The organism is Hymenobacter latericoloratus, from assembly GCF_014199535.1.
In the GTDB taxonomy this organism is placed as follows: domain Bacteria; phylum Bacteroidota; class Bacteroidia; order Cytophagales; family Hymenobacteraceae; genus Hymenobacter; species Hymenobacter latericoloratus.
Genome location: NZ_JACHNV010000007.1, coordinates 54,334 through 80,276, shown reverse-complemented (window position 1 = coordinate 80,276; position 25,943 = coordinate 54,334). Strand labels below are relative to the sequence as shown.

The 25,943-nt window shown below is 60.4% G+C and carries 25 protein-coding genes and 2 tRNA genes; 11 read left to right on the top strand and 16 right to left on the bottom strand.

Annotation, left to right across the window (positions count from 1 at the left end):
• The first annotated feature begins 10 nt into the window (after positions 1-10).
• Positions 11-772 (top strand): enoyl-CoA hydratase/isomerase family protein, encoded by a 762-nt coding sequence (locus GGU46_RS18330; protein ID WP_183405019.1) that lies wholly within the window; start codon positions 11-13, stop codon positions 770-772.
• 108 nt (positions 773-880) lie between these two features.
• On the opposite strand, the gene GGU46_RS18325 is transcribed toward GGU46_RS18330, so the two are convergent.
• From GGU46_RS18325 to GGU46_RS18290, 8 genes are all read right to left on the bottom strand, one after another.
• Positions 881-956: transfer RNA gene (locus GGU46_RS18325), tRNA-Lys, on the bottom strand.
• Between the two features lie 280 nt (positions 957-1,236).
• Complete coding sequence (locus GGU46_RS18320) at positions 1,237-2,187, bottom strand: ferritin-like domain-containing protein (RefSeq protein WP_183405018.1); 951 nt, start codon at positions 2,185-2,187, stop codon at positions 1,237-1,239.
• A gap of 62 nt (positions 2,188-2,249) precedes the next feature.
• Positions 2,250-3,002 (bottom strand): ferritin-like domain-containing protein, encoded by a 753-nt coding sequence (locus GGU46_RS18315; protein WP_246399100.1) that lies wholly within the window; start codon positions 3,000-3,002, stop codon positions 2,250-2,252.
• A gap of 210 nt (positions 3,003-3,212) precedes the next feature.
• The gene (locus GGU46_RS18310) at positions 3,213-4,100 is read right to left on the bottom strand and encodes an RES domain-containing protein (protein WP_183405017.1); all 888 of its coding nucleotides are present in this window, start codon (positions 4,098-4,100) and stop codon (positions 3,213-3,215) included.
• Between the two features lie 220 nt (positions 4,101-4,320).
• Positions 4,321-5,352, bottom strand: a complete 1,032-nt coding sequence (locus tag GGU46_RS18305; RefSeq protein ID WP_183405016.1) for an MBL fold metallo-hydrolase — start codon at positions 5,350-5,352, stop codon at positions 4,321-4,323.
• A 51-nt stretch (positions 5,353-5,403) separates the two neighbouring features.
• Positions 5,404-6,933, bottom strand: a complete 1,530-nt coding sequence (locus GGU46_RS18300; RefSeq protein WP_183405015.1) for an HTTM domain-containing protein — start codon at positions 6,931-6,933, stop codon at positions 5,404-5,406.
• A 181-nt stretch (positions 6,934-7,114) separates the two neighbouring features.
• Positions 7,115-7,570, bottom strand: coding sequence for a hypothetical protein (locus GGU46_RS18295; protein ID WP_183405014.1), 456 nt, complete (start codon positions 7,568-7,570; stop codon positions 7,115-7,117).
• 65 nt (positions 7,571-7,635) lie between these two features.
• Positions 7,636-7,986: a hypothetical protein gene (locus GGU46_RS18290; RefSeq protein ID WP_183405013.1), complete on the bottom strand. Its 351-nt coding sequence runs from the start codon at positions 7,984-7,986 to the stop codon at positions 7,636-7,638.
• Positions 7,987-8,393: 407 nt separating this feature from the next.
• Between GGU46_RS18290 and GGU46_RS18285 the strand changes: the two genes are divergently transcribed.
• A complete protein-coding gene (locus GGU46_RS18285) occupies positions 8,394-9,053 on the top strand; it encodes a response regulator (protein WP_183405012.1) in 660 nt (219 codons plus the stop codon).
• Between the two features lie 60 nt (positions 9,054-9,113).
• Here the strand turns inward: GGU46_RS18285 and GGU46_RS18280 are convergent, their stop codons facing one another.
• The 3 genes from GGU46_RS18280 to GGU46_RS18270 form a co-directional block, all read right to left on the bottom strand.
• Positions 9,114-9,995 (bottom strand): cyanophycinase, encoded by an 882-nt coding sequence (locus tag GGU46_RS18280; protein ID WP_183405011.1) that lies wholly within the window; start codon positions 9,993-9,995, stop codon positions 9,114-9,116.
• Between the two features lie 93 nt (positions 9,996-10,088).
• Complete coding sequence (locus tag GGU46_RS18275; RefSeq protein ID WP_183405010.1) at positions 10,089-10,583, bottom strand: YciE/YciF ferroxidase family protein; 495 nt, start codon at positions 10,581-10,583, stop codon at positions 10,089-10,091.
• 519 nt (positions 10,584-11,102) lie between these two features.
• A tRNA-Lys gene (locus GGU46_RS18270) sits at positions 11,103-11,178 on the bottom strand.
• A 180-nt stretch (positions 11,179-11,358) separates the two neighbouring features.
• Between GGU46_RS18270 and GGU46_RS18265 the strand changes: the two genes are divergently transcribed.
• On the top strand, positions 11,359-11,976 hold the full coding sequence (locus GGU46_RS18265) for an SH3 domain-containing protein (RefSeq protein WP_183405009.1): 618 nt from the start codon (positions 11,359-11,361) through the stop codon (positions 11,974-11,976).
• A gap of 59 nt (positions 11,977-12,035) precedes the next feature.
• Here GGU46_RS18265 and GGU46_RS18260 read toward each other — a convergent pair whose 3' ends face one another.
• Positions 12,036-12,842 carry an SDR family oxidoreductase gene (locus tag GGU46_RS18260; RefSeq protein WP_183405008.1) on the bottom strand — a complete coding sequence of 269 codons (807 nt, stop codon included), beginning with the start codon at positions 12,840-12,842 and terminating at the stop codon, positions 12,036-12,038.
• A gap of 161 nt (positions 12,843-13,003) precedes the next feature.
• On the opposite strand from GGU46_RS18260, the gene rlmD reads away from it, so the two are divergent.
• The 3 genes from rlmD to GGU46_RS18245 all read left to right on the top strand — a co-directional run bounded on the left by rlmD (position 13,004) and on the right by GGU46_RS18245 (position 15,333).
• The gene (rlmD, locus tag GGU46_RS18255) at positions 13,004-14,419 is read left to right on the top strand and encodes a 23S rRNA (uracil(1939)-C(5))-methyltransferase RlmD (RefSeq protein WP_394353404.1); all 1,416 of its coding nucleotides are present in this window, start codon (positions 13,004-13,006) and stop codon (positions 14,417-14,419) included.
• Positions 14,420-14,554: 135 nt separating this feature from the next.
• On the top strand, positions 14,555-14,836 hold the full coding sequence (locus GGU46_RS18250) for a GIY-YIG nuclease family protein (protein ID WP_183405007.1): 282 nt from the start codon (positions 14,555-14,557) through the stop codon (positions 14,834-14,836).
• A gap of 122 nt (positions 14,837-14,958) precedes the next feature.
• On the top strand, positions 14,959-15,333 hold the full coding sequence (locus GGU46_RS18245; RefSeq protein ID WP_183405006.1) for a hypothetical protein: 375 nt from the start codon (positions 14,959-14,961) through the stop codon (positions 15,331-15,333).
• 179 nt (positions 15,334-15,512) lie between these two features.
• Here GGU46_RS18245 and thiL read toward each other — a convergent pair whose 3' ends face one another.
• On the bottom strand, positions 15,513-16,535 hold the full coding sequence (gene thiL, locus GGU46_RS18240; protein ID WP_183405005.1) for a thiamine-phosphate kinase: 1,023 nt from the start codon (positions 16,533-16,535) through the stop codon (positions 15,513-15,515).
• A gap of 282 nt (positions 16,536-16,817) precedes the next feature.
• Here thiL and GGU46_RS18235 point away from each other — a divergent pair, with 282 nt between their 5' ends.
• Positions 16,818-17,405, top strand: coding sequence for a hypothetical protein (locus GGU46_RS18235; protein ID WP_183405004.1), 588 nt, complete (start codon positions 16,818-16,820; stop codon positions 17,403-17,405).
• An 89-nt stretch (positions 17,406-17,494) separates the two neighbouring features.
• Here GGU46_RS18235 and GGU46_RS18230 read toward each other — a convergent pair whose 3' ends face one another.
• Entirely contained in the window at positions 17,495-19,234 is a 1,740-nt protein-coding gene (locus GGU46_RS18230) for a M3 family oligoendopeptidase (protein ID WP_183405003.1), read from the bottom strand.
• A gap of 228 nt (positions 19,235-19,462) precedes the next feature.
• Positions 19,463-20,569: a ferredoxin--NADP reductase gene (locus tag GGU46_RS18225; RefSeq protein WP_183405002.1), complete on the bottom strand. Its 1,107-nt coding sequence runs from the start codon at positions 20,567-20,569 to the stop codon at positions 19,463-19,465.
• 252 nt (positions 20,570-20,821) lie between these two features.
• Between GGU46_RS18225 and GGU46_RS18220 the strand changes: the two genes are divergently transcribed.
• Positions 20,822-21,514, top strand: a complete 693-nt coding sequence (locus GGU46_RS18220) for a peptidoglycan DD-metalloendopeptidase family protein (protein ID WP_183405001.1) — start codon at positions 20,822-20,824, stop codon at positions 21,512-21,514.
• Positions 21,515-21,577: 63 nt separating this feature from the next.
• Here the strand turns inward: GGU46_RS18220 and GGU46_RS22505 are convergent, their stop codons facing one another.
• Positions 21,578-22,726, bottom strand: coding sequence for an ABC transporter permease (locus GGU46_RS22505; protein ID WP_317171936.1), 1,149 nt, complete (start codon positions 22,724-22,726; stop codon positions 21,578-21,580).
• 117 nt (positions 22,727-22,843) lie between these two features.
• Between GGU46_RS22505 and GGU46_RS18210 the strand changes: the two genes are divergently transcribed.
• The 3 genes from GGU46_RS18210 to GGU46_RS18200 all read left to right on the top strand — a co-directional run bounded on the left by GGU46_RS18210 (position 22,844) and on the right by GGU46_RS18200 (position 25,867).
• Positions 22,844-24,112: an exo-beta-N-acetylmuramidase NamZ family protein gene (locus GGU46_RS18210; protein ID WP_183404999.1), complete on the top strand. Its 1,269-nt coding sequence runs from the start codon at positions 22,844-22,846 to the stop codon at positions 24,110-24,112.
• Positions 24,113-24,235: 123 nt separating this feature from the next.
• Positions 24,236-25,183, top strand: a complete 948-nt coding sequence (fmt, locus tag GGU46_RS18205) for a methionyl-tRNA formyltransferase (protein WP_183404998.1) — start codon at positions 24,236-24,238, stop codon at positions 25,181-25,183.
• Between the two features lie 195 nt (positions 25,184-25,378).
• Complete coding sequence (locus tag GGU46_RS18200; RefSeq protein WP_183404997.1) at positions 25,379-25,867, top strand: dihydrofolate reductase; 489 nt, start codon at positions 25,379-25,381, stop codon at positions 25,865-25,867.
• Positions 25,868-25,943 lie beyond the last annotated feature (76 nt).

Sequence of the window (25,943 nt, the reverse complement as noted above, 5' to 3'; positions counted from 1 at the left end):
ATCGTTCTACATGACCACAGGAACCGTTACCACCCACACTTCCCCGGAAGGCATTGCCACGATCAGCTTCTTCCACCCCAGCCACAACTCTCTGCCCGGTGCCCTGCTGACCCAGCTGGCCGACACCATTACGCGGGTAGGCCAGGAAGAAAGCACCAAAATCATCATCCTGAAAAGCGAAGGTGCCAAGACTTTCTGCGCCGGTGCCTCCTTCGATGAGTTGATGGCTATTGAAAACGAGGCGCAAGGCCTGGAATTCTTCTCGGGCTTCGCGAAAGTGATTAATGCCTGCCGTACGTCGTCCAAAATCATTGTTGGCCGGGTGCAGGGCAAGGCAATTGGCGGCGGCGTAGGCGTGGCCGCTGCCACCGACTACTGCTTTGCTACCCCCCAGGCCAGCGTAAAGCTTAGCGAGCTGGTGGTTGGCATCGGTCCGTTTGTGGTTGGTCCGGCCGTGGAGCGCAAGATTGGCAATGCCGCCTTTGCCCAACTGGCCCTGGACGCGGCCGAATTCCGCTCAGCGGAATGGGCCCAGCAAAAAGGACTGTACGCTGAGGTGCTGGAAACCGAAGAAGCCCTCGACGCGGCCGTGCTGGCCTTTGCTACCAAGCTCGCCGCCTACAACCCCGAGGCCCTCACGGACCTGAAGCGCGTCATCTGGCAGGGCACGGAGCACTGGGAGCAGCTTCTGGTGGAGCGCGCCGGCATAAGCGGCCGCCTGGTGCTGTCTGACTTCACCCGGCAGGCCATCCAGAAGTTCAAGAGCAAATAGCCCTATAACTCTCAGGTGCGGGTCGGCGGTGCCGCCGGTTCGCGCCAGGCGCCTACCCCACCGAAAAGCAAAAGCCCCCGGCTGCCTGTGGCAACCGGGGGCTTTTGGTGGTGATTCCGCTGGGATTCGAACCCAGGACCCATACATTAAAAGTGTATTGCTCTACCAGCTGAGCTACAGAATCATTTCCTTTCCGAAGCGCGGTGCTTTCTGGAAGGGAGTGCAAAAGTAGAGGCAAAGAATCATTCCTGCAAGCTCCGTGTGTATTTTTTGCTCTGCGGACCGATTTCAAAACGCTAACCCACTTACAACCAGACCAAAAAATTACTGGGTTGTTCTATTGTGTTTCGAACCAGTAAGCTTTGAAGCGATAATGCGTCTGGAAATATCTAATAGAAGTGCCCCTCTCCCGGGTATGGCCGGAAAAGGGGCACCCTCTAGTGCATTGTTTTCTGAGCCCTACGCTACACGAACAGCGTAGTGGCGTTGTTCACGAAGTTCCGGGCAATGCTTTTCACCGTGGTGGGGTCCAGCGGCTCATCGAAGGCCTCGGAAGCAGGGGCAGCATTTACCCCCGAAGTTGCAACAACAATGGGCAGCGTAGCTTGCGTGGTGTTTGCTTCGCTTGGGTAGTCAGCAGCCGGGTTACCGGGGCCGTACACTGGGGTCGTAGAGGGGTTGGTGGTTGGCGAGGGGCCGCCGTTGTCGGTACCCGAAATCCAGCTCTTCGGAATACGGTTCAGGTTGCTCAGGTCGCCGGGTACGCTGGTCGCGTTGGCATTGCCGGTTTCTACCCCGCGGCGCACGGTGCGTACGTGCGAGGAGTGACGAGCTTCTACGGAGTGAATGTTCAGGGCTGATTCCAGGATGTCCTTGTTGGGCATCAGCACCGGGGCACCGCCTTTGTAGGCCCGCACGCCAGTATCCACGAAGGACTGCGCAACACCAAGGAACAGCTTGTAATCGGTGAACACAGCCGCAAACGGGCCGCCATTGGTGCCCCGGCCGCCAGAGTAGTCGAAGGCAGCGCGGGTGGGGTCGGCAATGGCATTGGAGCCCAGCACCTCGCGCAGCACTTTAATGTGGCCCGACTCATCGTTGCGGATGGTGGTGAAAGCCGGCCGGTCGGCGCTGGGGATGAGGTTAGTTGCCTTCAGGCCGCTGTCGTAGTAGTAGAACTCCAGATACTCCAGGCTCAGTGCCAGGTTCAGTACCTGAATGATTTCGGGCGTGAGAGCCGAAGTCTGGCCGTAAGCGCGCTGGAAGATACCGCTCAGCAGGCCGGGCAGCACAGCGGCCGTTACGGCCTTACCGGCCATGCCAAAGTGACGGAACACGCGGCGGCGGGGGTCCAGCCGTTCGTAAACTTCCGGGTCAACTTTTTCGATGTCAGAAATTAGTTTCAGTAAATCCATGATGGAGTGAATGGCTAAGGAGGGGGTAGGAAAACGGTAGTGCAGAAAGCGGAAGCCGGGGCCTAGCTGAAGCTGTTGGCGCTGAGCTTGGAGCCCGCTTTCAAGAACTGGTTGGCAACACTCAGTACTTGCTGGGGCCGCAGCGACTTTTCTTTGCCCGTGCCCGTACCCGCGCCCGGAGCCGAGGTTTCGGAAGTTGGGGTGAACAGGTCCACTACATCGCCGGCCACGAAGCTGTTGTACTGGCGCAGGTCGCGGATGAGGGCGGCGTGACGCGCTTCTACCGAAACAATTTTACCGGCCAGCACCAGGTTGGCCGCCGACGTGATAAAACGGCCAGCGCCGTTGTAAGCCGCTACCCCTAGGTCTTCGAAGGCCTGTGCGTTGGTGAGCACGCTGTTGCGGTCATTGAAGTTGATAGCCCCGAACTCCGGCTCCAGCGCCTTAATGGCGTTGGTGTTGAGGGCCCCGCGGAAGAAATCAACGTGGGCTCTTTCGTGCAGGGCCAGGTCGTCGAGAATCTGCTTTTCGGCGCTGTTGGCGCCCAGGCCTTTGTAATAGTCGCCGTTTTTAATCTGGGCGTAGAAGGCAGCTTCCAGCTGTTCCAGGGCGTAGGCGTAGTTTAGAATGCCGGTGTCGCCGGAGCCTACGTCGAGCAGGTTGTCATTGACGTTGTCGGAGTCATCGTCGCAGCCAGTCAGCAGCAGCCCACCCAGGGCAAGGCTGGCACCCGTGTAGCGCAGAAAGTCACGGCGCGGTACCCCGGCCGGAGTAGCAGCCGACTCAGGGGTCTGGGAAGGGGAATTTGTCATCATAGGAGGTAGCGAGTATCAAGGTGAAACACGCCCCGTTGTACGCCGATGCCTTGGAAAACACCCTCCTATTCCATCAAAATACGTGTTTATTTCAAACAAACACGTACTTATACGTAGAAATAGCTAAAAAAATATTAGCATTTAACTATTATCCTAATTGTTTGACAGTCTGGTCGTTCATAAGCTCAACGTCTTCTTCCTATTAGCCGACTACTCTGCCGGATTCCACTGCCCGCTGTCTCCCAAATAGTAAACGGAGCTGTGGCCAGCCTCGCGTAAAACCCAGTTTCCGGGCTGGCCCAGCCAGTGCAGGCGCCCATCCTCATGAAAGCGGTTGGCAAAGTCGAGGGAGCATACGTCCAGGGTTTCTACTCCCACCTGGTTAACCCGCAAATGCTCCACGTACTGCAGCGCCAGTTTTCCGGAATCCAGGCAACTGGGGTGCAGGGCCAGGTTGTGCGCCGGCGAGGTCATGGCGGCCGAAGGATACAGCAAGCCATCAAACGCCGTTCCCAGCTCACAGGCCTCCGCTACGGCTACTGAGAGGCGGTAGTGGTGGCTGTTGTGCCTTGAAACCGGCTTGGTGAACACGCGCGTAAGAAAGGCCGCTACCAGGCGGGCCGGCTCGGGCAGAGCGGCGCGGGCCTGCCCGAGCACTTGGTTGCGGTCGGCGTGCGGATCATCGGGGCACTGATCAGGCTCGTGGAAGCTTACCAGTCGCAGGGGCTCCCGACTGATCCAGCGGCTGATAACAATCAGATCATCGGGCTGCACACCCGCCTCAAAAAAGGGCGGGTGCCAGGTGGCGCTGGCGTAAAACATGGGCTGCCCCGCCCGGTTAGCCCGCTGATCGTGCTGCACCCGCCCGGCGGGCGGATAGGAAACCTCCGACCAGTACACGGGAGGCTTTTGGCGCACTACCCCCCGGTACAGCACAATCCCGGCCGGAAGCTCAATGCAGCGCACGGGATGGTTTGTGAGTAGCCGCCGGATGCGCCCGGTCAGCTCCGAAATGGAGTGCCGCCGCAAACACAGGTGCCGCAACGCCACCAGCTGGCGACGGACGTCTGTTACATCACGAAGCAGGGAAAAAGTCATATGCGGGTGGGTGTATAACCGGTACAGCCCCGCCCCACCCCGCGGGAAGGCGGCGGAGAGCGGGGCTGCAACCACACGGTATTGCCTTGAAGAAAGCAGGTAGCCGGGAAACCCGGCCTTTTCGTGGCCAGGCAGGCGCTGGGCATTCAGCCTCCGAAGGCTGACCACCAGTGTCATGCTTCAGAAAAAAACCCGGGCTCCTGTGGTACCTAACGGGCGCTTACCTAGCGCCCGGGCGGCGGTACGCCCGCGCATCACCCGTATAAGTACCCTTGGGTGCGGCCGGGCGGCGGCCCCGCAGCCAGTACAGGCCCGCAACCAGCGCTACCCCGGCGCCTACGGCCCACAGTGGCACCCGGCGCTCAGGGGCCGGTGGCAGGTACACCACCCCAGTAGCATCGGCGGTAGCCGGCCGACCCACGTAGCGGCCCTGAGCCGGCACGGCCAGTTCTTCAAATTCCTGAGCCAGGCGGCTCAGCTCGCGCTGCAGCACTTCGCCCTGCATCGGAACGCCGTGGCCGGTGGCTGCTACCAAAGGTTGCAGCTCCGCCAGCAGAGTTACCGACCGGTGCGCCTCGGGCCAGTTGGGAGTAAAGTAAGCCGGCGGGCCGTTCACTTCCTGCCGCTGCTGCCACACCGCAATTGCCGACTCCTGCTTGGTCGTCACGAAGGCGTCGCCGGCCAGCAGCAGACGGTCCTGCTCGCGGTAGAACGACACGTGGCCGGGCGTATGGCCCGGGGTAAACAGCCAGCGCCAGCCCGGCAGGTGGGGCACCGTGCCATCGGGGGGCAGGGGCTGCACCCGGTTGCCCAGGTTAAGCGGCGCTTTCGGATACAGAAACGACATGGCCGCCATGGCGCCTCCGCCTACCGTGGGGTCGGGCGGGGGGTAGGCAGAAAGGCCCGTGAGATAAGGCAGCTCTAGCGGATGAGCGTACACCGTAACGGTAGGCCAGAGCTTAAGCAGGTAAGGCAGCGCGCCGACGTGGTCGAAATGGCCGTGGGTGAGCACAATAGCGGCGGGCGGGTTACCGGCCCCGAACAGGTATTCGGCAGTGTGCCGGACTTTGCTACCGGAGCCGGGCAGACCGGCATCTACCAGCACCCAGGAGGTAGTAGGCTGCTCCTGAGCCCGCACGTAGAAGAGGTTAGCGAATACGTCGCGCCGCCCCCAGATGCCGGGTACAACCGGAAACAGGGCGGGTGTGTTGGCGCGGTTTGCAGTGGGTTTTTCTTCTGATGAATTCGTCATGGGAGGGAGAGAATAAGAGTAGAACAAATCGACTGCGCCAGGCAGTTACGCTCACGGAGCGGCCGGGGCACAGCCGCACAGCACCTCGCGGGTAGGGCCCGCTACTTTGTAGTCAGGCAACGACACTTCCTTCATGTAAATAACCTCGAGCTGACGCAGTGGCGGATGTGTGGGGTCTTCGTGCCAGATGCGCAGCAGGTAATTGCAGTAATAGGGCCGCATGTACGAGTTATCCACGAACAGATAATTCTCGGAATACTTGCGCCACCGGTCGTTGCGGAATAAAGCCACCACGGAGGCCGGCTTGCGGGAAGTGGTGGGCCGGCCCTGCCGGTTCAGGTCCAGGTGCTGGCCGGTGGTGGTGGTGCCGTCCAGAATGTACCAGCCGTCGTCCTTGAACACGGAGGGAGCAAACATGCCCCAGTGCTGGTCGGTCCGGATGAGGTAGCCCAGCCACCGCATAGAGGGCCGCATAGCCCATTCGGGGCGCACAATGCTGTCGAGGTTCCACCAGCACACGTAGGCCAGCAACCCCAGCACCAGCCCTTCGCGGGTGGAGCGGAGCAGGGCACGGGCGCCGGCGGAAAGCTCGAAGGCCGTTTCTATCCGCAGGCGCACGGCGCCACGCAGCCCCACCAAACGGCTGCCCCAGGGCTGGCGCAGGCGGGCCGCTACCCGGGGGCCCAGGCGCTGGTAGGCAGGCACCAGCCGCCGCTCCAGCCAGTCCATGGCGCTACCGGGCAGCAAGCCCAGCACGGAGGCCATATTAATCAGGAAAAACAGCCCCACGAACAAGGTCAGGCTGATGCCCAGATGAAAGCCGTACATCACGCCTACAAATAGCAGCCGCCACCACGGCACCCGCCACGGGATAAACAGCACGAAGGGCAGCAGCAGCTCCGTGTAGAAGGTAACCCAGGTCAGTGCCTGCATCAGCCCCGGATAGGGGTACAGCAGCCGGCCGCCGGGCAGCAGCACCTGGTCGAGGCTGAGGGCGTAGTAGAGGGCCGTGCCTTGCTCACGCCACTCGGGACTGCTCTTGAGCAGGGCCGTGCACCAGTACACCAGGGCCAGCTGCACCACATAGGCCAGGGTGGCGGCACTGGCATACTGCATGGTTGCGGGCAGGGGCTTACCGCGGGAATCCAGGGAATACACCCGGCCCCAGGGCAGAAAAAATCCCCAAAACAGGAGCATGCGCAGCAGGTCGTCACCGCCCTGCAGAATCAGGGGGTTACGGTTTTGCACCGATACCAGCAGCACCCAGGAGAGCAGCGTCATCAGCCGGGTTCGGTAACCCAGAAATAAAGCTACGGCCGCGGCCGCCGCCAGCAAGAACAGCACGGCTTGCACCTGCCAAAGCCCACTGCTGGCGTGCAGAGAAAATTGGTAGGGCGTCCAGTTATGCTGTAGCAGCACGGGCAGCGGCAGCACACCCATATTGGAGTAGTGCGCTTCCAGATCAGTGCTTCGGATACCGATATCCAGCAGCAACACAACGGCTACGGCGGCTCGCAACAGAGCCAGGGCACGCAGATCTACTTCAAAAGGGCGCCGCAACACCGAGTACAAAGCTGGCATGCCGTATCCGGACAAGGGGAAAAAAAAGGATCAGAGAATTAGTACGAACAAGCAGAGCAACACGAACGGCCTGTGGCATAATCATACCGAGCCTGATAAAGGGCCTGAAAAGCTACCCTTAGCGCTGGGCCAGGGCTTCAGGCCTCTTATCAGGCTCGGAAATACCTACTGCTGCGGGAGCTTAGTACGTGGTGCTGCCGCTAGTCGTGCGACCTGAGGTGGTGCCGCCGCTGGTGGTGCGGCCCGAGCCCGAGGTGGTGCGCGTAGAGGACGATTTCTTTTTGTTGGACATCCGGCCGGAGCCCGAGGTAGAGCGGCCCGAAGCCGAGGTAGTAGAGCCCGACGTCATGGTGCCGGACGTGGAGCCGGAACCCGACATGCTGCCCGAGGTCATGGTGCCGCTGGTTGAACCGCTGGTCATGCTGCCCGAGGTCGTGGTACCGCTGGTGGTGCCACCCGACGTCATGGTGCCGGTTGTGCTGCCGCTGGTAGTAGTGCCACTGGTGCTGCCACCACCCGTACCGCCTGTGGTAGTGCCCTGGTCGGTGGTGGAGGCGGCCGAAGTTGCTTCAATGCCGGCCGTAGCAACAAAGGCGGCCATAAGGGCAGTGCCGAGGAAAACAGTTACTTTTTTCATAGCGCAGAAAGAGTGGATGGTTGGGAAAAGAAAAGAAATAAGAAAAACGGACGGGTTACAGCCTCTTACTGGCCGCCGGTAGTGGAGCCCGTGCTGCCTCCGGCACCGGAAGTAGTACCGGCGCTGCCGCTGGTGGTGCCCACCGGAACGGTAGTTTCTGGCGAGCCGGCTCCTTTGGTTTCATCCGGCCGGGATTGAGCGTTGTTTTCGCCCGCCTGAGTGCCGGCTGTCAGCGAATCGGAGGTGGCATCGGGGTAGCCGTTGATATCGGCGCTGCCGTTGCTGTCCACGTCGCCACTGGCTTCGGTGGTGGTTTCCGTATTGGCGTCACGGCCTTTGTCGCCGTTACAGCCCGTTAGGCTGAGGCCGGCGCCCAGGAGAACCGCGGCCAGCCAGAATGTGCGTGCTTTAAGCATAAAAAGTGTCCAGAAGTGAGAAAAAGCGAACCTGAGCCTGACCGCTTTTTGCCGGAAAACCGCGTAGCAGCAAACTGCCACGCATTTTCCCTTGGCTATACGGACAAACTTTCCAGGCAAGTGAAATTCTTGAGAAAGAATTTATACGGGTTTTGCTGAAAAAACACGGATGTGACTAATACGGAGCAGCCCGCTTGGCCGGCTATATCTGAGAATAAAAACTCGGGTAGCCTTATCCGCCGGCCCCGGTCAGCCTTACCTTGTGTACGCAACCTGCGTATGTGCAAACAGGGAGTTTACCGCAAGTTGGCGGCGGCTTTTATGGGGTCCGCTCCGCCGCGGGTGGCAGCAGGCGCGGCAGGCCCTACTTCGCCTCCTTGTGCTCATCAGGTTTAATTTGCGCTGTTATGATTCGAGTTTTTTTAGTTGACGACCACACGATTCTGCGTGAGGGCCTACAAGCGGCGCTAGCTCCCGAGCCCGGCCTGACGGTGGTAGGCGTAGCCAGCAATGGCCAGGAGCTGCTGGATATGCTGCCGGGTACTCCTGCCGATGTAGTAGTGCTGGATGTTAACATGCCGGTGCTGGATGGGCTGGCTACTACCCGCCGCCTGCGGGAGGAATTCCCCAACGTGCGAATTCTTATTTTATCCATGGTGAGCCATGAGCGCAACATCGCTCAGCTACTAGATGCCGGTGCCAGTGGCTTCGTACTCAAAAGCGTGGACAAGGCCGAAATCGTTCTGGCCATTCAGACTGTGGCTGTTGGCAAAGCCTACCTGTGCAGCGAGCTGGGACTTAACATGCTGCGCAAGGTTCTGAGTCAGACGGGGGGTAGCGGCGACGAGCAGCCTCTGAAAAAGCAGGGCGACTTATCAAACCGCGAACGGGAGGTGCTGCAGCTTATTGCAGAGGGCCTGACAACCAATGAAATAGCCGAAAAGCTATTCACCAGCAAGCGCACCATCGAAACCCACCGCCAGAACATTATCGAGAAAACCCAGGTCAAGAACACGGCCGCCCTGATCAAATACGCCATGGAAAACGGCCTGATCAAGGGAGCCTAAGCTTCCCCGATCAGGCCGCGCGCCTCTCCTGCGGTAAGGCGGTACTACTGGAGCCACGGGCTACGCATAGAGGCGGGGCTGAATGGGTAGCGTGTACCGTTCGCCGCTGGCCAGCAGGTGCAGCTCCACCCCGCGCAGCGTAAAGGGCGTGTTGGGCGCTATTTCATGAATGTTGGTAGAACTGCAGGCGCGGGCATCCAGTATCACTACCAGGCCGCTGCCCAGCACTTCCAGCTCCTGCCCCTCCGTTACCAGCACGGCCGTATCTTCCTCTAGTCCCATGCCCACGCAGGCCGGATTCGTGGCCAGAATCTGGGCCATCCGCACAATGCGGCCCCGGGCCACGAAGTGAGTGTCCACGGCCACATCGTGCAGTAACTCCAGGCCGGTGGTAATATGAATTTCCCCCTTCAGGTAGCCGGCATCGTTGCGCCCCTGGTACACCATGGGCGTGCTCATGGCCGTGGCCCCGGCGCTGGTGCCGGCAACAATAAAATTATCGTAGGAGTAGCGCTCCTGCAGGCGATGTTGCAGGTAGCTTCCGCCTAACAAAGCCGTTAGGCGCAGCTGGTCGCCCCCGGTAAAGAGGACGCCCCCGGCTTCCTCCAGTACCCGAAGGCGGGCTTCGTCGTTGGCCTCGGAGCGGCTCTTAATATTGAGCACCTCAACAGCCGGCCCCCCCAGGCGCTGAAAAGCCCGGACATAATCCTGGGCAGATTCTTCGGACTGCTCCGAGGCGGTAGGAATTACGACCAACGGGCCCCGGTCGCCTATTTCCTCGGCCAGACGACGCAGGATGGCTTCGGGGGCAAAGTTTACGTTCCGAGCAGCTTTCTCATCATCTTCGGGCGCATCTCCTTTGTGCTCGTGGCCGCCAATGAGCAGAAGTTTACCTTGCGGAACGGGGCAGGAAGTAGCAGAAGTACGTTTTTTTGCGGCCATGAATCAGAAGGCAAGTGAGTAATATGCCCCAGGAAAGGCCCGCTTTTGTGGGCATTTCCCGGGGCAGGCGTTTACCGCTTGGTAGCAGCAGGCTTATTCAGCCTTGGCGTTAATGTAGTTTTTGGCCAGCTCATTGAGCTTGGTATCCGTGTGCTGCTCCTCACTGAGGGTTTGCTGCAGCAGCCGGGCTACTTCCTGGTGGCCGAGGCGCTCAGCGTAGTGAGCCGCCGTACCATAGCCCGAAATTTCGTAGTGCTCAATGCGTTGGGCCGCTGCAATCAGGGCGGCGTCCATTACCTCATCGGTAGCCCGCTCCGACATGGTTTCCTGGCCTTCGGCAATCAGGCCTTCCATGGCCTTGCAGGTATGGCCGCTCAGCTTCAGGCCCAGCGTCTGCCCAATTTGCTCAAGCCGGTCCACTTGCTTTTCGGTTTCGCGCAGGTGGGTTTCGAAGCCCTGGCGCAGGCGCTCGTCCTTGGCTTTGCTGGCCATTTTAGGTAGCGCTTTCACCAGCTGACTTTCGGCGCTGTACAGGTCTTTGAGCTGCATTTCCAGCAGGTCATCGAGGGTTTCAAGTTTGTCGAACATAGGAGTAGGATAAGGAGAACAACCACGCAGTCCTGTTGACTGATGTCCTATTCATACGACTAACTTCCGGCCTGTGTTAAAGTCGAGCTAGGTATCGAGGGCGGCTCCAAGGCACGGCAGTTTGGGGGGTATGATGAGGGCAGGCGCGCTTTAGTAAGCCAGATGGTAGTGGCCCGGAATGTACTACGGAACAGAAACCCGTGTTTTAACCGGGCAGGCCCCACCCCTCTGCTTGCCATTCACGGAAATTCAGCATTGCGCACCAGCAAATCAGCCGAGTACAAGAAAACCTACTGCTTGTGCATCTTTCACCCTTGCACGCCGGCCCTTCAACCAACTCGGTATGTCCGGCGCGGCACCCTCCCCGCGAGCCTGATTCGGCAATAGCAGCCTGAGCTGCCCTTTTGATTTTTATGTAAATCTTTAACTATCAGCCTAATAAACCGCACATAACAATAGTTCAGTGGCAGAAGCGCAAAAGAAAAAGCCCCGCCGGCTAAGTGCCGACGGGGCTTTTGGTGGTGATTCCGCTGGGATTCGAACCCAGGACCCATACATTAAAAGTGTATTGCTCTACCAGCTGAGCTACAGAATCATTTGTTTCTTTGCAAACGGCGAACGTTTTTCGCTGATTGTGGCACAAAAGTAGAAGCCCAAATTTAATCGTGCAACTGTTTTGCTGAAAAAAGTCCTTCTTTTTTTCCTTTTCCTGTCGCCTGTATTTCAAGCTGCTCAGGCCCAAAAAGTTACTCCTAAGCTCCTGCGCGCAGATTCGTTGTTTGAAACGGGTAACGTAGAGCAGGCTTACCCCCTGTACCGCCGGGCGCGGGAGCAGGAGGGGTTGCAATCGGCCCGGCAGCTGCTGCGCATGGCCTACGTGCAGGAGGGCCTGGGGCACTATCCGGCTGCCTTGTATTATCTGAGTCTGGCCCAGGCCTGGCAGCCCCACCACACTACCTGGGCAAAAATGGTGGAGCTGGCCCAGGAGCACCGCCTCACGGGCTACCCCAATACGTGGCGGCAAAACCTGGCTATTACCGTGCAGCGCTACTACTACCGCCTGCTGCAGGTGCTGCTGGTACTGGCCGTGGTGGGGGGTACCCTGCTGCTGGTGCGGCGGCGCACCGCCGACCGCGCCTGGTGGGCTGCCTACGCCATTTATCTGGTGGTAGTGGGCTTGTACCTGAACTTGCTGGGCCCGGCCCGGGTAGGGCTGGTAGCGCGGGCCCGGGCCCCGCTGATGGCCGGGCCCAGCGCGGGCGCGGCCTGGCTGACTACTGCCGCCGCCGGTGACCGGTTTGAAGTGCAGGGCCAGCAGGACATCTGGTACCGGGTGCACTGGCAGGGCCGCGACGCCTACATCCGCCGCCCCGATCTACTCCTGGTAGAATAAAACAAAAGCCCGCGCCTCCTCAGCCGCGGGCTTTTTGATTTGCTTGAAGGCAGGTTGGGCTACAACGTGAAATCGGGCTCTTCCTTGCGGAAATGATTCAGCACCAACTTATCGGCCAGGCCGGGGAGCCACTTGTTCAGGAAGACCGTCAGCTTGCCCTGGCCGGTAAGCACCAGGTCGCGGCGGCGCTGCTGCACGGCCTGCACCAGGTGGTCGGCTACCTCCTCGCTGCTCATCATCTGCTGCTCGTTGCGCGGCGATTCGCCCTGGGCCGAGCCGTCGGCGGCCAAAGCCACGTTGCGGATGTTGGAAGCCGTGAAGCCGGGGCAGGCCAGCAGTACGTGCACGCCCTGGGGCAGCAGCTCGGTGCGCAGGGCCTCCAGGAAACCGTGCATGGCAAACTTCGAGGCCGAGTAGCCGGTGCGGCCGGGCAGGCCCCGGTAGCCGGCTATACTGCTGATACCTACAATAGAACCCTTTGCCTGCGTAATATGGGGTAGGGCGAACTTGGTAGTGTAAACGGTGCCGAAGAAGTTGGTTTGCATCAGCCGCCGGATAACGTCCAGGTCGGCGTCGCGGAACAGGGCGCGCATGCTGATGCCGGCGTTATTAATCAGGATATCCAGCCGGCCGAAAGCGGCCACTGTTTCCTGCACGGCCCGCTCCGAGTCGGCCTCTACCCCCACGTCGGCCCGGATGGCCAGGTGCTCCACGCCCAGACCCGCCAGCTCGCGGGCGGTATCCTGCAGGCGCGCTTCGTCGCGGCCGGTAATGGCGACGCGGGCCCCGGCCCGCCCGAATGCCAGGGCGGTGGCCCGGCCAATGCCCGACGTGCCGCCGGTAATCAGTACAACTTTATTTTTCATGAGGGGAAAGTAAGCCTTGAATCCCGGTTGGGAGAGCGGCAAAACTACGGCAATTTCCGGCAGCCAAACGAGGCGGCGCAGGCAAGCCTTGCCCCCTCCCTACCCCACGAAATCCGCGTAACCCGCAAAATCCGGTGAACTCCGTGCGTATCTTTGCCGCCGTGAGTAAAGCAGCTAAAAAAATCCCGGCGGAGGCGCTCCGCAACATTGAGATTCAGGACATGGTGGCCGAGGGCAAGTGCATTGTCCGCCACGATAACCTCGTCATTTTTGTGACCCAGGTAGCCCCCGGCGACGTGGTGGACCTGCGCGTGACCCGCAGCAAAAAGAACTTCCTGGAGGCCGTGCCCACGCACTTCCACAAGTACTCAGAGCTGCGCGTGACGCCCTTCTGCGAGCATTTTGGCGTGTGCGGGGGCTGCAAATGGCAGCACATCGGCTACGATACCCAACTCCGCTTCAAGCAGCAGCAGGTAGAGGACACTCTGCAGCGCATCGGCAAGGTGGAAATTCCGGCGGTGCTGCCCATTATGGGCTCGCCTTCCCAGACCTACTACCGCAACAAGCTGGAGTACACCTTCAGCTTCATGGGCTGGCTGACCGAGGAGCAGATTCAGGACGAAACGACCCAGTACGACCGGCGCGTGCTGGGCTTCCACACGCCCGCCCGCTTCGATAAAATCATCGACGTGAACCACTGCTGGCTGCAGCCCGACCCCAGCAACCAGATTCGCCTGGCCATCCGCGACTACGCGCGGGAAAACATGCTGCGCTTCGGCAACATCATCAAGCAGACGGGCCTGCTGCGCAACCTCATCATCCGCACGGCCGGCACCACCGGCGAGCTAATGGTGATTCTGCAGTGCTACCGCCAGCACCAGGCCATTGAGCCCCTGCTTGACTACATCTACGAGCGGTTCCCGCAGATTACCTCCCTCAACTACGTGCTCAACGACAAGGGCAACGAAACCTTCCACGACCTGGAGGTGGTGTGCTACAAGGGTAAGCCCTACATCGAGGAGGAAATGGAAGGCCTGCGCTTCCGGGTGGGGCCGAAGTCGTTCTACCAGACCAACTCCGAGGGCGCTTATAACCTCTACAAAATCACCCGCGACTTCGCCCAGCTCACCGGCACCGAGCTGGTGTACGACCTCTACACCGGGGCCGGTACCATCGCCAACTTCGTGGCCCGCCAGGCCAGGCACGTCATCGGGGTGGAGTACGTGGAGCAAGCCGTAGCCGATGCCCACGTTAACTCCGAAATCAACGGCACCACGAACACCGAGTTCTACGCCGGCGACATGAAGGACGTGCTCAACGCGGAGTTCATCGAGAAGCACGGCCGCCCCGATGTAGTCATCACCGACCCACCCCGCGCCGGTATGCACGAGGATGTAGTAGCCCGTCTGCTGGAAATGCGTGCCCCCCGCATCGTGTACGTGAGCTGCAACCCCGCCACCCAGGCCCGCGACCTGGAGCTTCTGGACTCCGCCTATAAAGTGGTGAAAGTGCAGCCCGTAGACATGTTCCCACACACCCACCACGTAGAGAATGTGGTGCTGCTGGAACTGAAGTAGCAAGAAATTCCTGTCATCCTGAGCGGAGCGAAGGACCTTATCACGTTGGAACAAGTCGTTGTTACGAGTATAGTTCTAACGTGAAAAGGTCCTTCACTCCGCTCAGGATGACAGAATAGTTTAGCTTTATTCGCTATGCCTTACTATGTCTATATCACTACCAATCCAGCCAAAGCTGTATTATATATTGGCATTACCAACAATATAAAAAGCCGCCTGGCTCAACACTATATCAACCGCGGAAGCAAGGATACATTCGCCGGCAAGTATTACTGTTATAACCTGTTGTACGTAGAAGAATACTTCGATAGTAAAGCTGCCATCGCCCGCGAAAAGGAACTGAAAGGTTGGACGCGGGCGAAGAAGGAAGCGTTAATAGTCACTGAAAATCCACAATGGAATTTCTTGGAGCCCTAAACCATCTGTCATCCTGAGCGGAGCGAAGGACCTTATAGCAGCAGAACAAGTCGTTGTTACGAGTATCGTTCTGACGTAATAAGGTCCTTCGCTCCGCTCAGGATGACAGGAAAAACAACTGCATGGACTACACCAACGACCCTGAACTGAACGGTAAATACCTCGGCACCATCACCAAGGACTTTGCTACCGTATCGGATACCCTGAAAGAAGCTTCTTACCAGATCCGGAAGCGGGAGATTTCCAAGTATCCCATTTTCATCTTCGCCCGCCAGGAGGTGCCGCTGGGCGGCCTGCTGGTGAATGCCGACGAACTGAACCTAGAGTGGCACGTTTTCGCCAGCTACGCCGAGATGCTAGTGCAGCAACACGTTATTGGTCTCGATAAAATCGAGGACTTCCAGCAGACCTACAAGGATGCCGACGAATACTGCTGCCTGTTCGTGCTGGATGAGGAGTTTACTAACTTCGTGTACATCCCCTACCCCGAGGATTAACCGAAACGTCTGTCATGGCGAGGAGGCACGACGACGCCATCCTTCCTCTCTTCCGTGACAAGTTTAATAATGTGACAAGCCCTTGCGTCCGTGGTGGATGCAAGGGCTTGTCACGTTTTCGGGGGTAGCACGTTGTACGGGACGGATTGCTTCGCCTCCGGCTCGCAATGACGGGGGGGTTACCCGAAGTGCTGGAAGCCTTGGGCGCGTAGCGGTACCGGCTGGCCGGCTTTGGTGATGAGGTTGGCGCCTTCGCTGCGGTCCACCATGTGGCCGATGATGGTGATGTCGGGGTGGTTTTTGAGTTTGTCGTGGGCCGAGAGGGGGACGGTGAAGAGCAGCTCGTAGTCCTCGCCGCCGTTGAGCATGCACATGATGGGGTCGAGGTTGAACTCCTCAGCTACTTCCAGGGTGGGGTTGGCAATGGGCAGGTTCTCGGAGAAAATGCGGGCCCCAGTGCCGCTGGCCTGACACAGGTGCAGCACCTCGGAGGCCAGCCCATCCGACACGTCAATCATGCTGGTGGGCACCACACCCAGGTCGCGCAGCTCGTGGACTACGTCCATGCGGGCCTCGGGGCGCAGCTGGCGCTGCAGCACATAGGGATATTTGCTGAGCTCGGGCTGGGTTTCGGGGTCGGCCTGCCAGGCTTGCTTTTCGCGCTCCAGCACCTGCAGGCCCAGAAATGCGCCGCCCAGGTCGCCGGTAACGCAGAGCAGGTCATTGGGGCCGGCTCCGCTGCGGCGCACGGCCTGGCCGGCTGCTACCTGCCCTAGGGCCGTAATGCCAATAGTCAGGCCCGAACGGCTGGCAGTGGTGTCGCCGCCCACCAGGTCCACGTTGTAGGCCTCGCAGGCCAGGCGCATACCTTCGTACAGCTCCTCAATGGCTTCCACCGTGAAGCGGCTGGGTACGCTCAGGGCTACTACCAGCTGGGTGGGTAGGGCATTCATGGCGGCCACATCCGATACGTTTACGGCCACGGCCTTATAGCCCAGGTGCTTCAGGGGGCAGAAGGTGAGGTCGAAGTGCACGCCTTCCACCAGCAGATCGGTGGTAACGACGACCTCCTGCCCGGCCGGCGGGGCTAGAATAGCGGCGTCGTCGCCGATGCCGAGGATGGTGCTGGGTTGGCGGAGCTGCACGGTTTCCTGAATCCGACGAATCAGGCCGAACTCACCTACTTTATCGAGGGGCGTCATAGGTTCACAGATTTTCTCAGATGAAGCCGATTTTGCAGGTTGCGTTGGTTCAGGGCAAGCGCAAAAGCAGCGGGGCGCAAAGGTACGCGGCCGGATGGTAGTACGAACACCCATTTGCTGATGTTAACGGTCAACCCCGCCTGCCTGTCCCGGCAGCATACTACCGGTTGCTTTACTGGTTTAGCACGAACGGGCAGTGGTATTTTTTGTGGGCTTCATTGCCTAATGAGCCTTTTTTGCTAAATATTCGTTGGCCTACTACTTTCCATTTTGTTGTTTTTTATGAAGCGCCTCACTTCACTATTCCTGGTTCTGGCTACCCTTACTACTATCAGTTGCAACCGTACTCCTAAAAGCATTGACCCCGCTTCGGCCCAGGCCGTGAAGGTGCAGCTGGATATTCTGCGGGACACGGTGGATGCTCGCTGGCATGAGATGCAAACCTCCGACGATGCCAAGCTCCGCGCTACCCAGCAGCTGCTCCGGGAGCTGACCACCCAGCCGGGCGCCGACCGCACCCGCTTGGCCCAGCTTCAGTACGCCAACGACCGGTTGGCCCAGCGCCGCTATACCCAGCAAAGCATGGCCGAATCGGCGCTGATTGATGCCTATGATACGGCCCAGGACTCGCTGCTCCGGGTGGTGTACGCTGTAGCCCTGCCTGCTGACCAGGAGCCGGCGGCGCCCGTCAAAACCCTCACCGACCAAATTCAGTCGGCCGACGCGCAGTTGGTTAACTTCCGGATTCGCTACGACCAGGCGGCCAGCCGCTTCAACAACTACCTGCAGGTGCACACCGCCGAGCTAGAGCAACTTGGGGGCAAGTACAGCAAGCTTAAACCTCTCCCCCTCTTTACCCTGCAAAACTAGGCTCGCCGCTTCCTACCCCTCATTCCACGACAAAGCCCCGGACCAAGCTCTTTGGTCCGGGGCTTTGTTGTGGAATGAGGGTAGCCGCGCTACAGCTTCGCCATTTCGTCGCGCACGAAATCGGCGAGCGTGCGCAGGTATTCCGTGCTGAAATCGAAGCGGATGCCGGCGGCGGCATAAATCTCGCCGATGGGGGCCGTGTAGCCCAGGGCCAGGGCGCGCTGGTAGCCCTGCAGGGCCGCCGCGGGGTCCTGCCGGAAGTTGCGCCATACGGCAATGGCTCCCAGCTGGGCCATGGCGTATTCAATGTAGTAGAACGGCACTTCGTAGAGGTGCAGCTGCTTCTGCCAGAGGTAGGGCTTGATGTGCTCCAGGCCCTGCCAGCTCACGGTGCGCTGGTTGAACTCATCGAAAATCTGGGTCCAGCGCTGGTGGCGGGCTTCCACTGTATGTCCCGGATTTTCATACACCCAGTGCTGAAACTTATCAATGGTGGCAACCCAGGGAAAGGTTTCGAGCACACTTTCCAGGTGGGTTTTCTTGGCCCGGCGCAGCTCGTCCTCATCCGTGAAGAACACGTTCCAGTGGTCCATGCTAATGAGCTCCATGCTCATGGAAGCCAGCTCGGCCACCTCGGATGGCGGGTGCTTGTCGGCGCTCAGGGGTAAGCGGCGGGTCAGGAAGGAGTGCACGGCGTGGCCGCCTTCGTGCAGCATGGTCACCACGTCGCGCAGGGAGCTGGTGGCATTCATGAAGATGAACGGCACCCCGGTTTCGTCGAGGGGGTAGTTGTAGCCGCCGGGCGCCTTGCCCTTGCGCGACTCCAGATCAAGGTTGCCCATTTCGCGCATGGTGCGCAGGCACTGACCCAGGAACGGGTCCAGGCGGTCGAACACCGTAACGGTCTTTTCGAGCAGCTCCTCGCCGGTTTCAAAGGGCCGCAGCGGAGCCTTGCCCGAAACGTCCACGTCCAGGTCCCAGGGGCGCAGCTCGGGCAGGGCCAGGTCCTGGCGGCGCTCCAGGTCAAGGTCGTCAATCAGGGGCACCACCGTTTCCCGAATGGCCCGGTGAAAGTCGAACGTATCCTGCGGGGTATAATCGAAGCGTCCCAGGGCCGCGAACATATAGTCGCGGAAGTTCGCGAAACCGGCGTTTTGGGCTACCTGGTGGCGCAGGCCAATCAACTCAGTGTACAGCGCATCGAGGGGGGTAGCATCCTGCAGGCGCCGCTCCTGAATAGCCCGCCAGGCCTGCTCGCGCACGGCGCGGTCGGGGCTTTTGAGGCGGTCGGCGGCGCGGGGCAGGGTCAACTCCTCGCCGTCCAGCGTCACGGTCATGGCCCCGGCAATGGCCGCGTATTGCTGCTGCTTGGTGCTGATTTCGGTTTTCAGCGGAATGTTCTCGGCCCGATAGATTTCCAGGGCCTGGCGCACCGAGCGCACAAAGATGCGGTACCGAGCCGGGTCCAACTCCCCGAGAAACTCGGAAGCCATCATCTTCTCGTTCAGGGCGTGGTCGTAGGGGGCTACGTTGGGCTCAATTTCGCTCACGAAATACTGAAAGGCCTCGGCCTGGGCTTGGTCCTGGGTGTCGCAGGTCATGCGGATGTAGCGCCAGGCCAGGTCCTCACTCAGCACCGATTCCAGCTCCGAGCGGTTCAGCAGCCACTGCTCCAGCTCCGGGGCCGAGCGAATGACCCGGTCGCGCAACTCAATAAAGTACGGTTCAATGGCGGCCCATTCCGTCACGGTGAACGACTCAGGGAGGTATTGGCGGGGCGGACGCTGGGTTTCAGTTGCCAGGTCGGCCGCGGGGGCAGAGTATGTCATAGCTTACGTAAAAAAGGCAGACCACAAGGCACGCCGCAAAGGGATAGTACTTTGAACGCGCCTGTCAGGTTCGAACAATGTAGCAACATATTGGCTACCAGCTAACCTGAACAGCAATAACCGTTGCTCAGGGCCGGTTGTTCGGCTGCGGGCCGGCAAAACAAGCCGTGGCGAAAAGCAGGCTGGCTCCTTGCCTACCCCTGCCTTCCGCCCGAACCCCTGGGCCAGCTAATCTATTTCAATCACTACGTCGGCCGTGAGCGGATGGCCGACACAGGTCAGCACGTAGCCTTGTTTTATTTCGGAGTCGGAGAGGCCTTCCCGCTCATCGAGGTGAACCTTGCCCGAGAGGCACTTGCCCCGGCAGGCGGTGCACAGCCCCGCCTGGCAGGAGTACGGCAGGTCGATGTCCTGGTCGAGGGCCGCTTCTAGGATTGTCTGGTTGGGCGCTACGGCTACCTGGTACTCCGAGCCTTCGTAGTGAATGGTCACGGTGTAAGCGCCCGGCGTGTCATCAGCGGCGGTCGATACGTCGCCGTGCCCGCTGGGCTGGGCGGCGGCCGTTTCCGAGGCATCGGCGGCGGCCACAAAACTCTCGCGGCGGATGCGGCTGGCCGGCACGCCCAGCAGCTCCAGGGCGGCGTAGGCTTCCGTCATCATCCCCTCGGGGCCGCAGAGGTAATACTCGGCCTGGGCGGCCGGAAACTGGTGGCGCTGCTCCAGAATACGCAGCAGCATGGTGCGGTTGAGGCGGCCAGTGTGCTGGTGGCCCGAGGTGGGGGTAATGGGCTGGCTGTACACGTGCTCTACCTGCAAACGGCCGGCGTACTGCTGCTCCAGGCGCCGCAGCTGCTCGGCAAAAATCACCGACTGCTCGTTGCGGTTGCCGTACACCAGTAGCACCTGGCTCCGGGGCTCCTCGCGCAGCACGGCTTTCAGCATGCTCATCAGGGGCGTGATGCCAGAGCCGGCCCCTACCAGCACAATGGAGCGGGCCGCGTTGGGCTGGGGCGTGAGGGTGAAGTTGCCCAGTGGGGCCATTACCTCCACCTGCTGCCCTACCCGCACGGTATCGAGCAGGTAATTGCTCACCAGCCCCCCTGATACGCGCTTTACCGTAACGGCTAGGCGCGGAGCCTCGGCGGGCGTGCTGCTGAGCGAGTACGCCCGGCGCTCCTTTTTGCCGCCGGGCCCGCAGGGTAAAATCAACGTCAGGAACTGGCCGGGCTGGCAGGCCACGGCCTGGCGGTCCGGATGTTCGAAGTGAATGGTAACGGCGTCGGGCGTTTCGTGGGTTAGCTCAACAACGTTCAGGGTAAGGTAGGCACTGCTCATTACAAAAGGACTTCGGGGGAGGTAGAAACCTGAGGGTTCAGGGAAAGAGGGGCAAAAATACAGGATAATGTGGCGTACGCCGTAGCTTGCGCCGCGTTGAGCTTACGTACAAAATCTTGCGTCGGCAGGGCCGAATCCACGGCCCTGCCCGTAGCCCTTTTGCTTGCTGAGGCTTGGTAGCTGCAGCGTAGCTCACGCGTATTGTTCACGGCTGCTACCGGGCGGCCTTTCCTGCCTTGTTATTATTTCTCCATGCTTGCTTCCCTGCTTGAGCGTCATCAACACGAATTCAGCCCTGTGCTGCCCGTTGATCTGAACGCCCCCGATGTAGCCCGCCTCGATTTTACGGCCGCCAACCCCGTACTCCAGAATGCCGACCTGCGCGACACCGCCGCTTTTGAGGAGCTGGTAGGCCGGCTGCTGGAAGCGCAGAACGCTCACATTGGGGTAGGCGGCTACCTCGAAAACCGCGTTATCTACCGGCGCAGCCCCGGCCTGTTCGGCGACCCGGCCGTGCCCGCTCGCTCCCTGCACCTGGGCGTGGATGTATGGCTGCGGGCCGGTACACCCGTGTTGGCCCCGCTGGACGCGCTGGTGCACAGCGTGCAAGACAACGACCACTTCGGCGACTACGGCCCTACCGTTATCCTGCAGCATCAGCTGGAGGATACCGTTTTCTATACCCTCTACGGCCACCTCAGCCGCCGCGAAACCCTGCTGCTGCGCCCCGGCATGCGCATCGAAAAAGGCGAAACCTTCACGGAAGTAGGCCCCGCCCCCGAAAATGGCGACTGGCCGCCCCACCTGCACTTCCAGGTTATTGCCGATCTGGAAGGCCGTTCCGGCGACTTTCCGGGGGTAGCCTTACCGGAGGAGCGGGAGAAATGGCCCGCCTTGTGTCCTGACCCCAACCTGATTTTACAGAGCCAGTGGCTGAATCAATAGGTTTTTAGCCCGCAGAGGGCGCTGAGTCCGCTGAACGACTCTGCGCCTTCTGCGGGCTAACACTTAATCGAACTTGATGGCCACGACGGGCTTGATGCGCGAGATAAGGTAGGTCGGAATCAGCACGGCCAGCAGGGAGGTCAGGAAGGTGGCCGCGTTCAGCACCACAATCATGAAGGGGTCCCAGTGAATCGGCACGCGGTCCATGTAGTAGTTCTCGGGGTCCAGCGGAATGGGGTGGAAGAAGTACTGAATGGCGCAGAAGCCCAGCCCGATCAGGTTGCCGTACACCATGCCCCGCACCGTCAGGCTCAGACCCCGGAAGAAAAACATACTCCGGATTTGGTTGTCTGTGGCCCCAATGGCCTTGAGCACTCCAATCATGTTGGTGCGCTCCAGAATCATGATGAAGATAGTGGCGACCATGTTAAACGTAGCCACGAAGATGATCAGCACCAGGAAAATTACCACGTTACGGTTCAGCAGCTGCAGCCAGTCGAAAAGCTGAGCGTACTGGTCCGTAATTTTGTCCAGCTTCAGGTCGTAGCGCAGGTTCTCGTAGAGGTTGTCGGCGACGGGATCGAGGCGGTTGAAGTCCTTTAGGGTGATTTCCAGGCCACCCACCAGCGAATCGGACCAGCTGGTCAGGTCGCGCACCTGCTGAATGTCCCCGATGACGTAGGCTTCGTCAAACTCGTCGAGGCCGGTTTGGTAGATACCGCGCACGGTGAACTGGCGCACCCGGGGCGGGTTCTGAATAAAGTAGAACAGGGCCTTGTCGCCGGGCTTGAGGCGGAGCTTGTCGGCCACCTTGCGCGAGAGCAGCACGTCGTTGCTGGCCGCCGTGTCGGAGAACGTCAGGAACTTGCCGGCCACCATGTTCTGGCGCATGGGCGAGCGGCCGCTTTTCTCGTCGATGCCCTTCAGCACCACGCCCAGCACTTCCTCCTTGGTTTTGATGATGGCCGTTTTGCGCGCAAAAGGCTGAATAGAGGCCACCTGCGGATTCCGCTGCAGCTCCTGCACCAGCCGCGGCCCACTGATGGGCTCCACCTCCAGCGAGTTGTTGGTATCGTACTTGCTGATTTGCAGGTGGGACCCGAAGGAGAAGATCTTGTTCTGGATTTCGTTGCGGAAGCCCTCCAGAATAGCAAACGACACCACCATCACGGCCAATCCCATGGCAATGCTGATGATGGCTATCTTTGTCACCGACGAGGTAAACGAACCTGCATCGGCCCCATCGATCTTATTAGATATGTACTGCGAGACGTTCACCGGCGTAAAGCTAGACGAATCCCTGCAGTTTTCCACTTTCCCGCGCTGCCCATGCCCTCCCTACTCTCCGCGAGCCTACTCGGCCTCTCCTTACTGCTTTCCGACTGCGCCCGTCCGCCCCAAACGGCCACGGCTACTACCCCCACCGCGGCGCCGGACACGCCCAGCGCGCCACTGCGCCGGACCATTGCCTCGCCGCCCCAGGTGATTCTGCCGGCTGCCGAGCCGCTGCGCGTGGGCGCCGAGCAGTTTGAGCGGTACGCGGCCTTGCTGAAAGGCAAGCGGGTAGGCTTGGTCGTGAACCAGTCGGCGAAGGTGGGCCGGGCGTTTCTGGTGGATACGCTCTTGGCGCGGGGCGTAAACGTGCAGGTCATCTTCGGGCCGGAGCACGGCTTCCGGGGCGAGGCCGCCGACGGGGCCACCATCAAGGACGGCAAAGACGCCCGCAGTGGCCTGCCGGCCCTGAGCTTGTACGGGGCTACCAAAAAGCCTACCCCAGAGATGCTGCGCAATGTGGATGTGCTGGTTTTCGACATTCAGGATGTGGGCACGCGCTTCTATACGTTTATCAGCACCATGCACTACGTAATGGAGGCGGCGGCGGAGCAAAACAAGGAGGTAATTATTCTGGACCGGCCCAACCCCAATGGATGGTACGTGGATGGTCCGGTGCTGGAGCCCCAGTTCAAAACCTTCGTGGGCATGCACCCCATTCCGGTGGTGCACGGCCTGACGGTGGGCGAGCTGGCCCAGATGATTAACGGCGAGAAGTGGCTGGAAGGCAAGCGCCAGTGCCGCCTGACGGTGATTCCCATGCAGGGCTACACCCACGACACGCGCTATGAGTTACCCGTGCGCCCCTCCCCCAACCTGCCCACCGCCCACGCGGTAGCCCTCTACGCCAGCCTCTGCCTGTTCGAGGGCACCGACGTGAGCGTGGGCCGGGGCACAGCCATGCCCTTCGAGGTAATTGGGGCACCCACCCAGCCCAAAACCCGCCCGTTCAGCTTCACGCCTACCCCCAACCCCGGCTCCACTTCTCCACCCCAGAACGGCAAGCTCTGCTATGGCCTTGATTTGCGCCAGACCGGCAACGACGTAGGCTTTTCTTTGAAGTATCTGCTGGATTTCTATCAGCAAAGCACCGACAAGGTCAACTTCTTCAACAAAGGCTTCGAGCGGCTGGCCGGCACCGCCGCCCTGCGGCAGCAGATTATAGCCGGTAAATCGGAGCAGGAAATCCGGCAGTCGTGGGAGCCGGCGCTGGGCCAGTACAAGGCCCTGCGCAAGAAGTACCTGCTCTACCCCGATTTTAAGTAACTCTCTCACGATGGCAGCCCGCAGAGGGCGCGGAGGTTGGCGCAGAAGGCGCAGAGTCCGTTGAACGATCTGCGTCTTCTGCGCCAACCTCCGCGCCCTCTGCGGGCTAAAAGAACCAGAACAATGCTGCGTATCATTTTCATGGGCACTCCCGAATTCGCGGTGCCTACCCTCGAAGCCCTGCTCGGCTGGGATGGTTGCCAGGTAGTAGCCGTTATAACCGCCCCCGATAAGCCCGCGGGCCGGGGCCGGCAGTTGCAGGCTTCAGCGGTAAAGCAGGCCGCCGAGCGCCACCAGGTGCCGGTACTGCAGCCCACCAACCTGAAGGCCCCGGAATTTCAGGAGGAGCTGCGCGGCTACGCGGCCGACCTGCAGGTGGTAGTAGCCTTCCGGATGCTGCCCGAAGCCGTCTGGAATATGCCGCGGCTGGGCTCCATTAACATCCACGCGTCTTTGCTACCCCAGTATAGGGGCGCGGCGCCCATCAACTGGGCTCTTATTCATGGTGATACGCGCACGGGCGTCACCAGCTTTTTCCTGCGCCATGAAATTGACACCGGCAACCTGATTTACCAGGATGCCGTGGACATTGCCCCGGAAGACGACTTCGGCTCTTTATATGAAAAGCTAAAGCTGGCCGGGGCCCAGCTGGCTTTGCGCTCCGTGCAGGCTATTGCCGCCGGCACGGCCCCCAGCATCCCCCAACAAGAACTGCCCGAGCTACGCCCGGCCCCCAAGCTCCAGAAGGAAACCGGCCGCCTCGATTTCCAGCAGTCGGCGCCGGCCCTGGCAAATCTGGTGCGGGGCCTCTCGCCCATCCCCACGGCCTTTACCCAACTGCCCGACGGCCGCACGCTCAAGGTGTTCAAGGCCCTACCCCTCGACGACGAGGAAGCCAGCGGCCCCGATACCAGTGTGCCCGGCCGCTGGTTTACTGATGGCCGCACCTACCTGCGCGTGCAAACCGCCAACGGCCTGCTGGATTTGCAGGATGTGCAGCTGGAAGGCAAAAAGCGCATGCCGGTGGTTGAATTTCTGCGCGGCTTCAACGCGGCATCGTTGGTCGGCTGATGTGGCTGACTTCGCTCCGATGCCTTTGGTACCGGATTAGCTGACCAGCGTGCAGCCTGCACGGCATCCCCTACCCCCTGTTGCCGGCTAAACCTTTCCGCGTGGAAGTCAGCACGAAGCCAACCGGTCAGACGCCTCCGGCGTCGGACCGGGAGCACCACTGTAAACTTCTCGCATAACCAGCATTCCTTTCTTATGACCTCACTCGTGGTAGCCGTGGCCGAAAACGGCGTGATTGGCGGCGACAACCAGCTGCTCTGGCACCTGCCCCTGGATTTAAAGCACTTCAAGCAGCTCACCCAGGGCCACCCCATCATCATGGGGCGGCGCACGTTTGAGAGCATCGGGCGGCCCCTGCCCAACCGCACTAACATTGTGGTAACCCGCCAGCTGGACTGGCAGGCCGAGGGTTGCGAAATGGCGTACGCCGTACCTCAGGCCCTGGAGCTAGCCCGCACCTACGCCGAGGAAGTTTTCGTGATTGGGGGCGGCGAAATCTACCGTCAGGCCCTGCCCGCCGCCGATGTGGTGTATCTGACGGAGGTGCATCATGCCTTCGAAGGCGACGTGACCTTTCCGGAGCTGAACCCGGCCGAATGGCGCGAGGAATCCCGGGAGCGGCACGAACCCGACGACAAGCACGCCTACCCCTTCAGCTTCGTCACGCTCCGGCGGCGCCGGTAAAGTGGTGAAATAGAGAGGCGGCGAGTTGCCGTTCTTGCCGTTGGTATCACTAAAACAAAACGAAAAGCCCCGACAG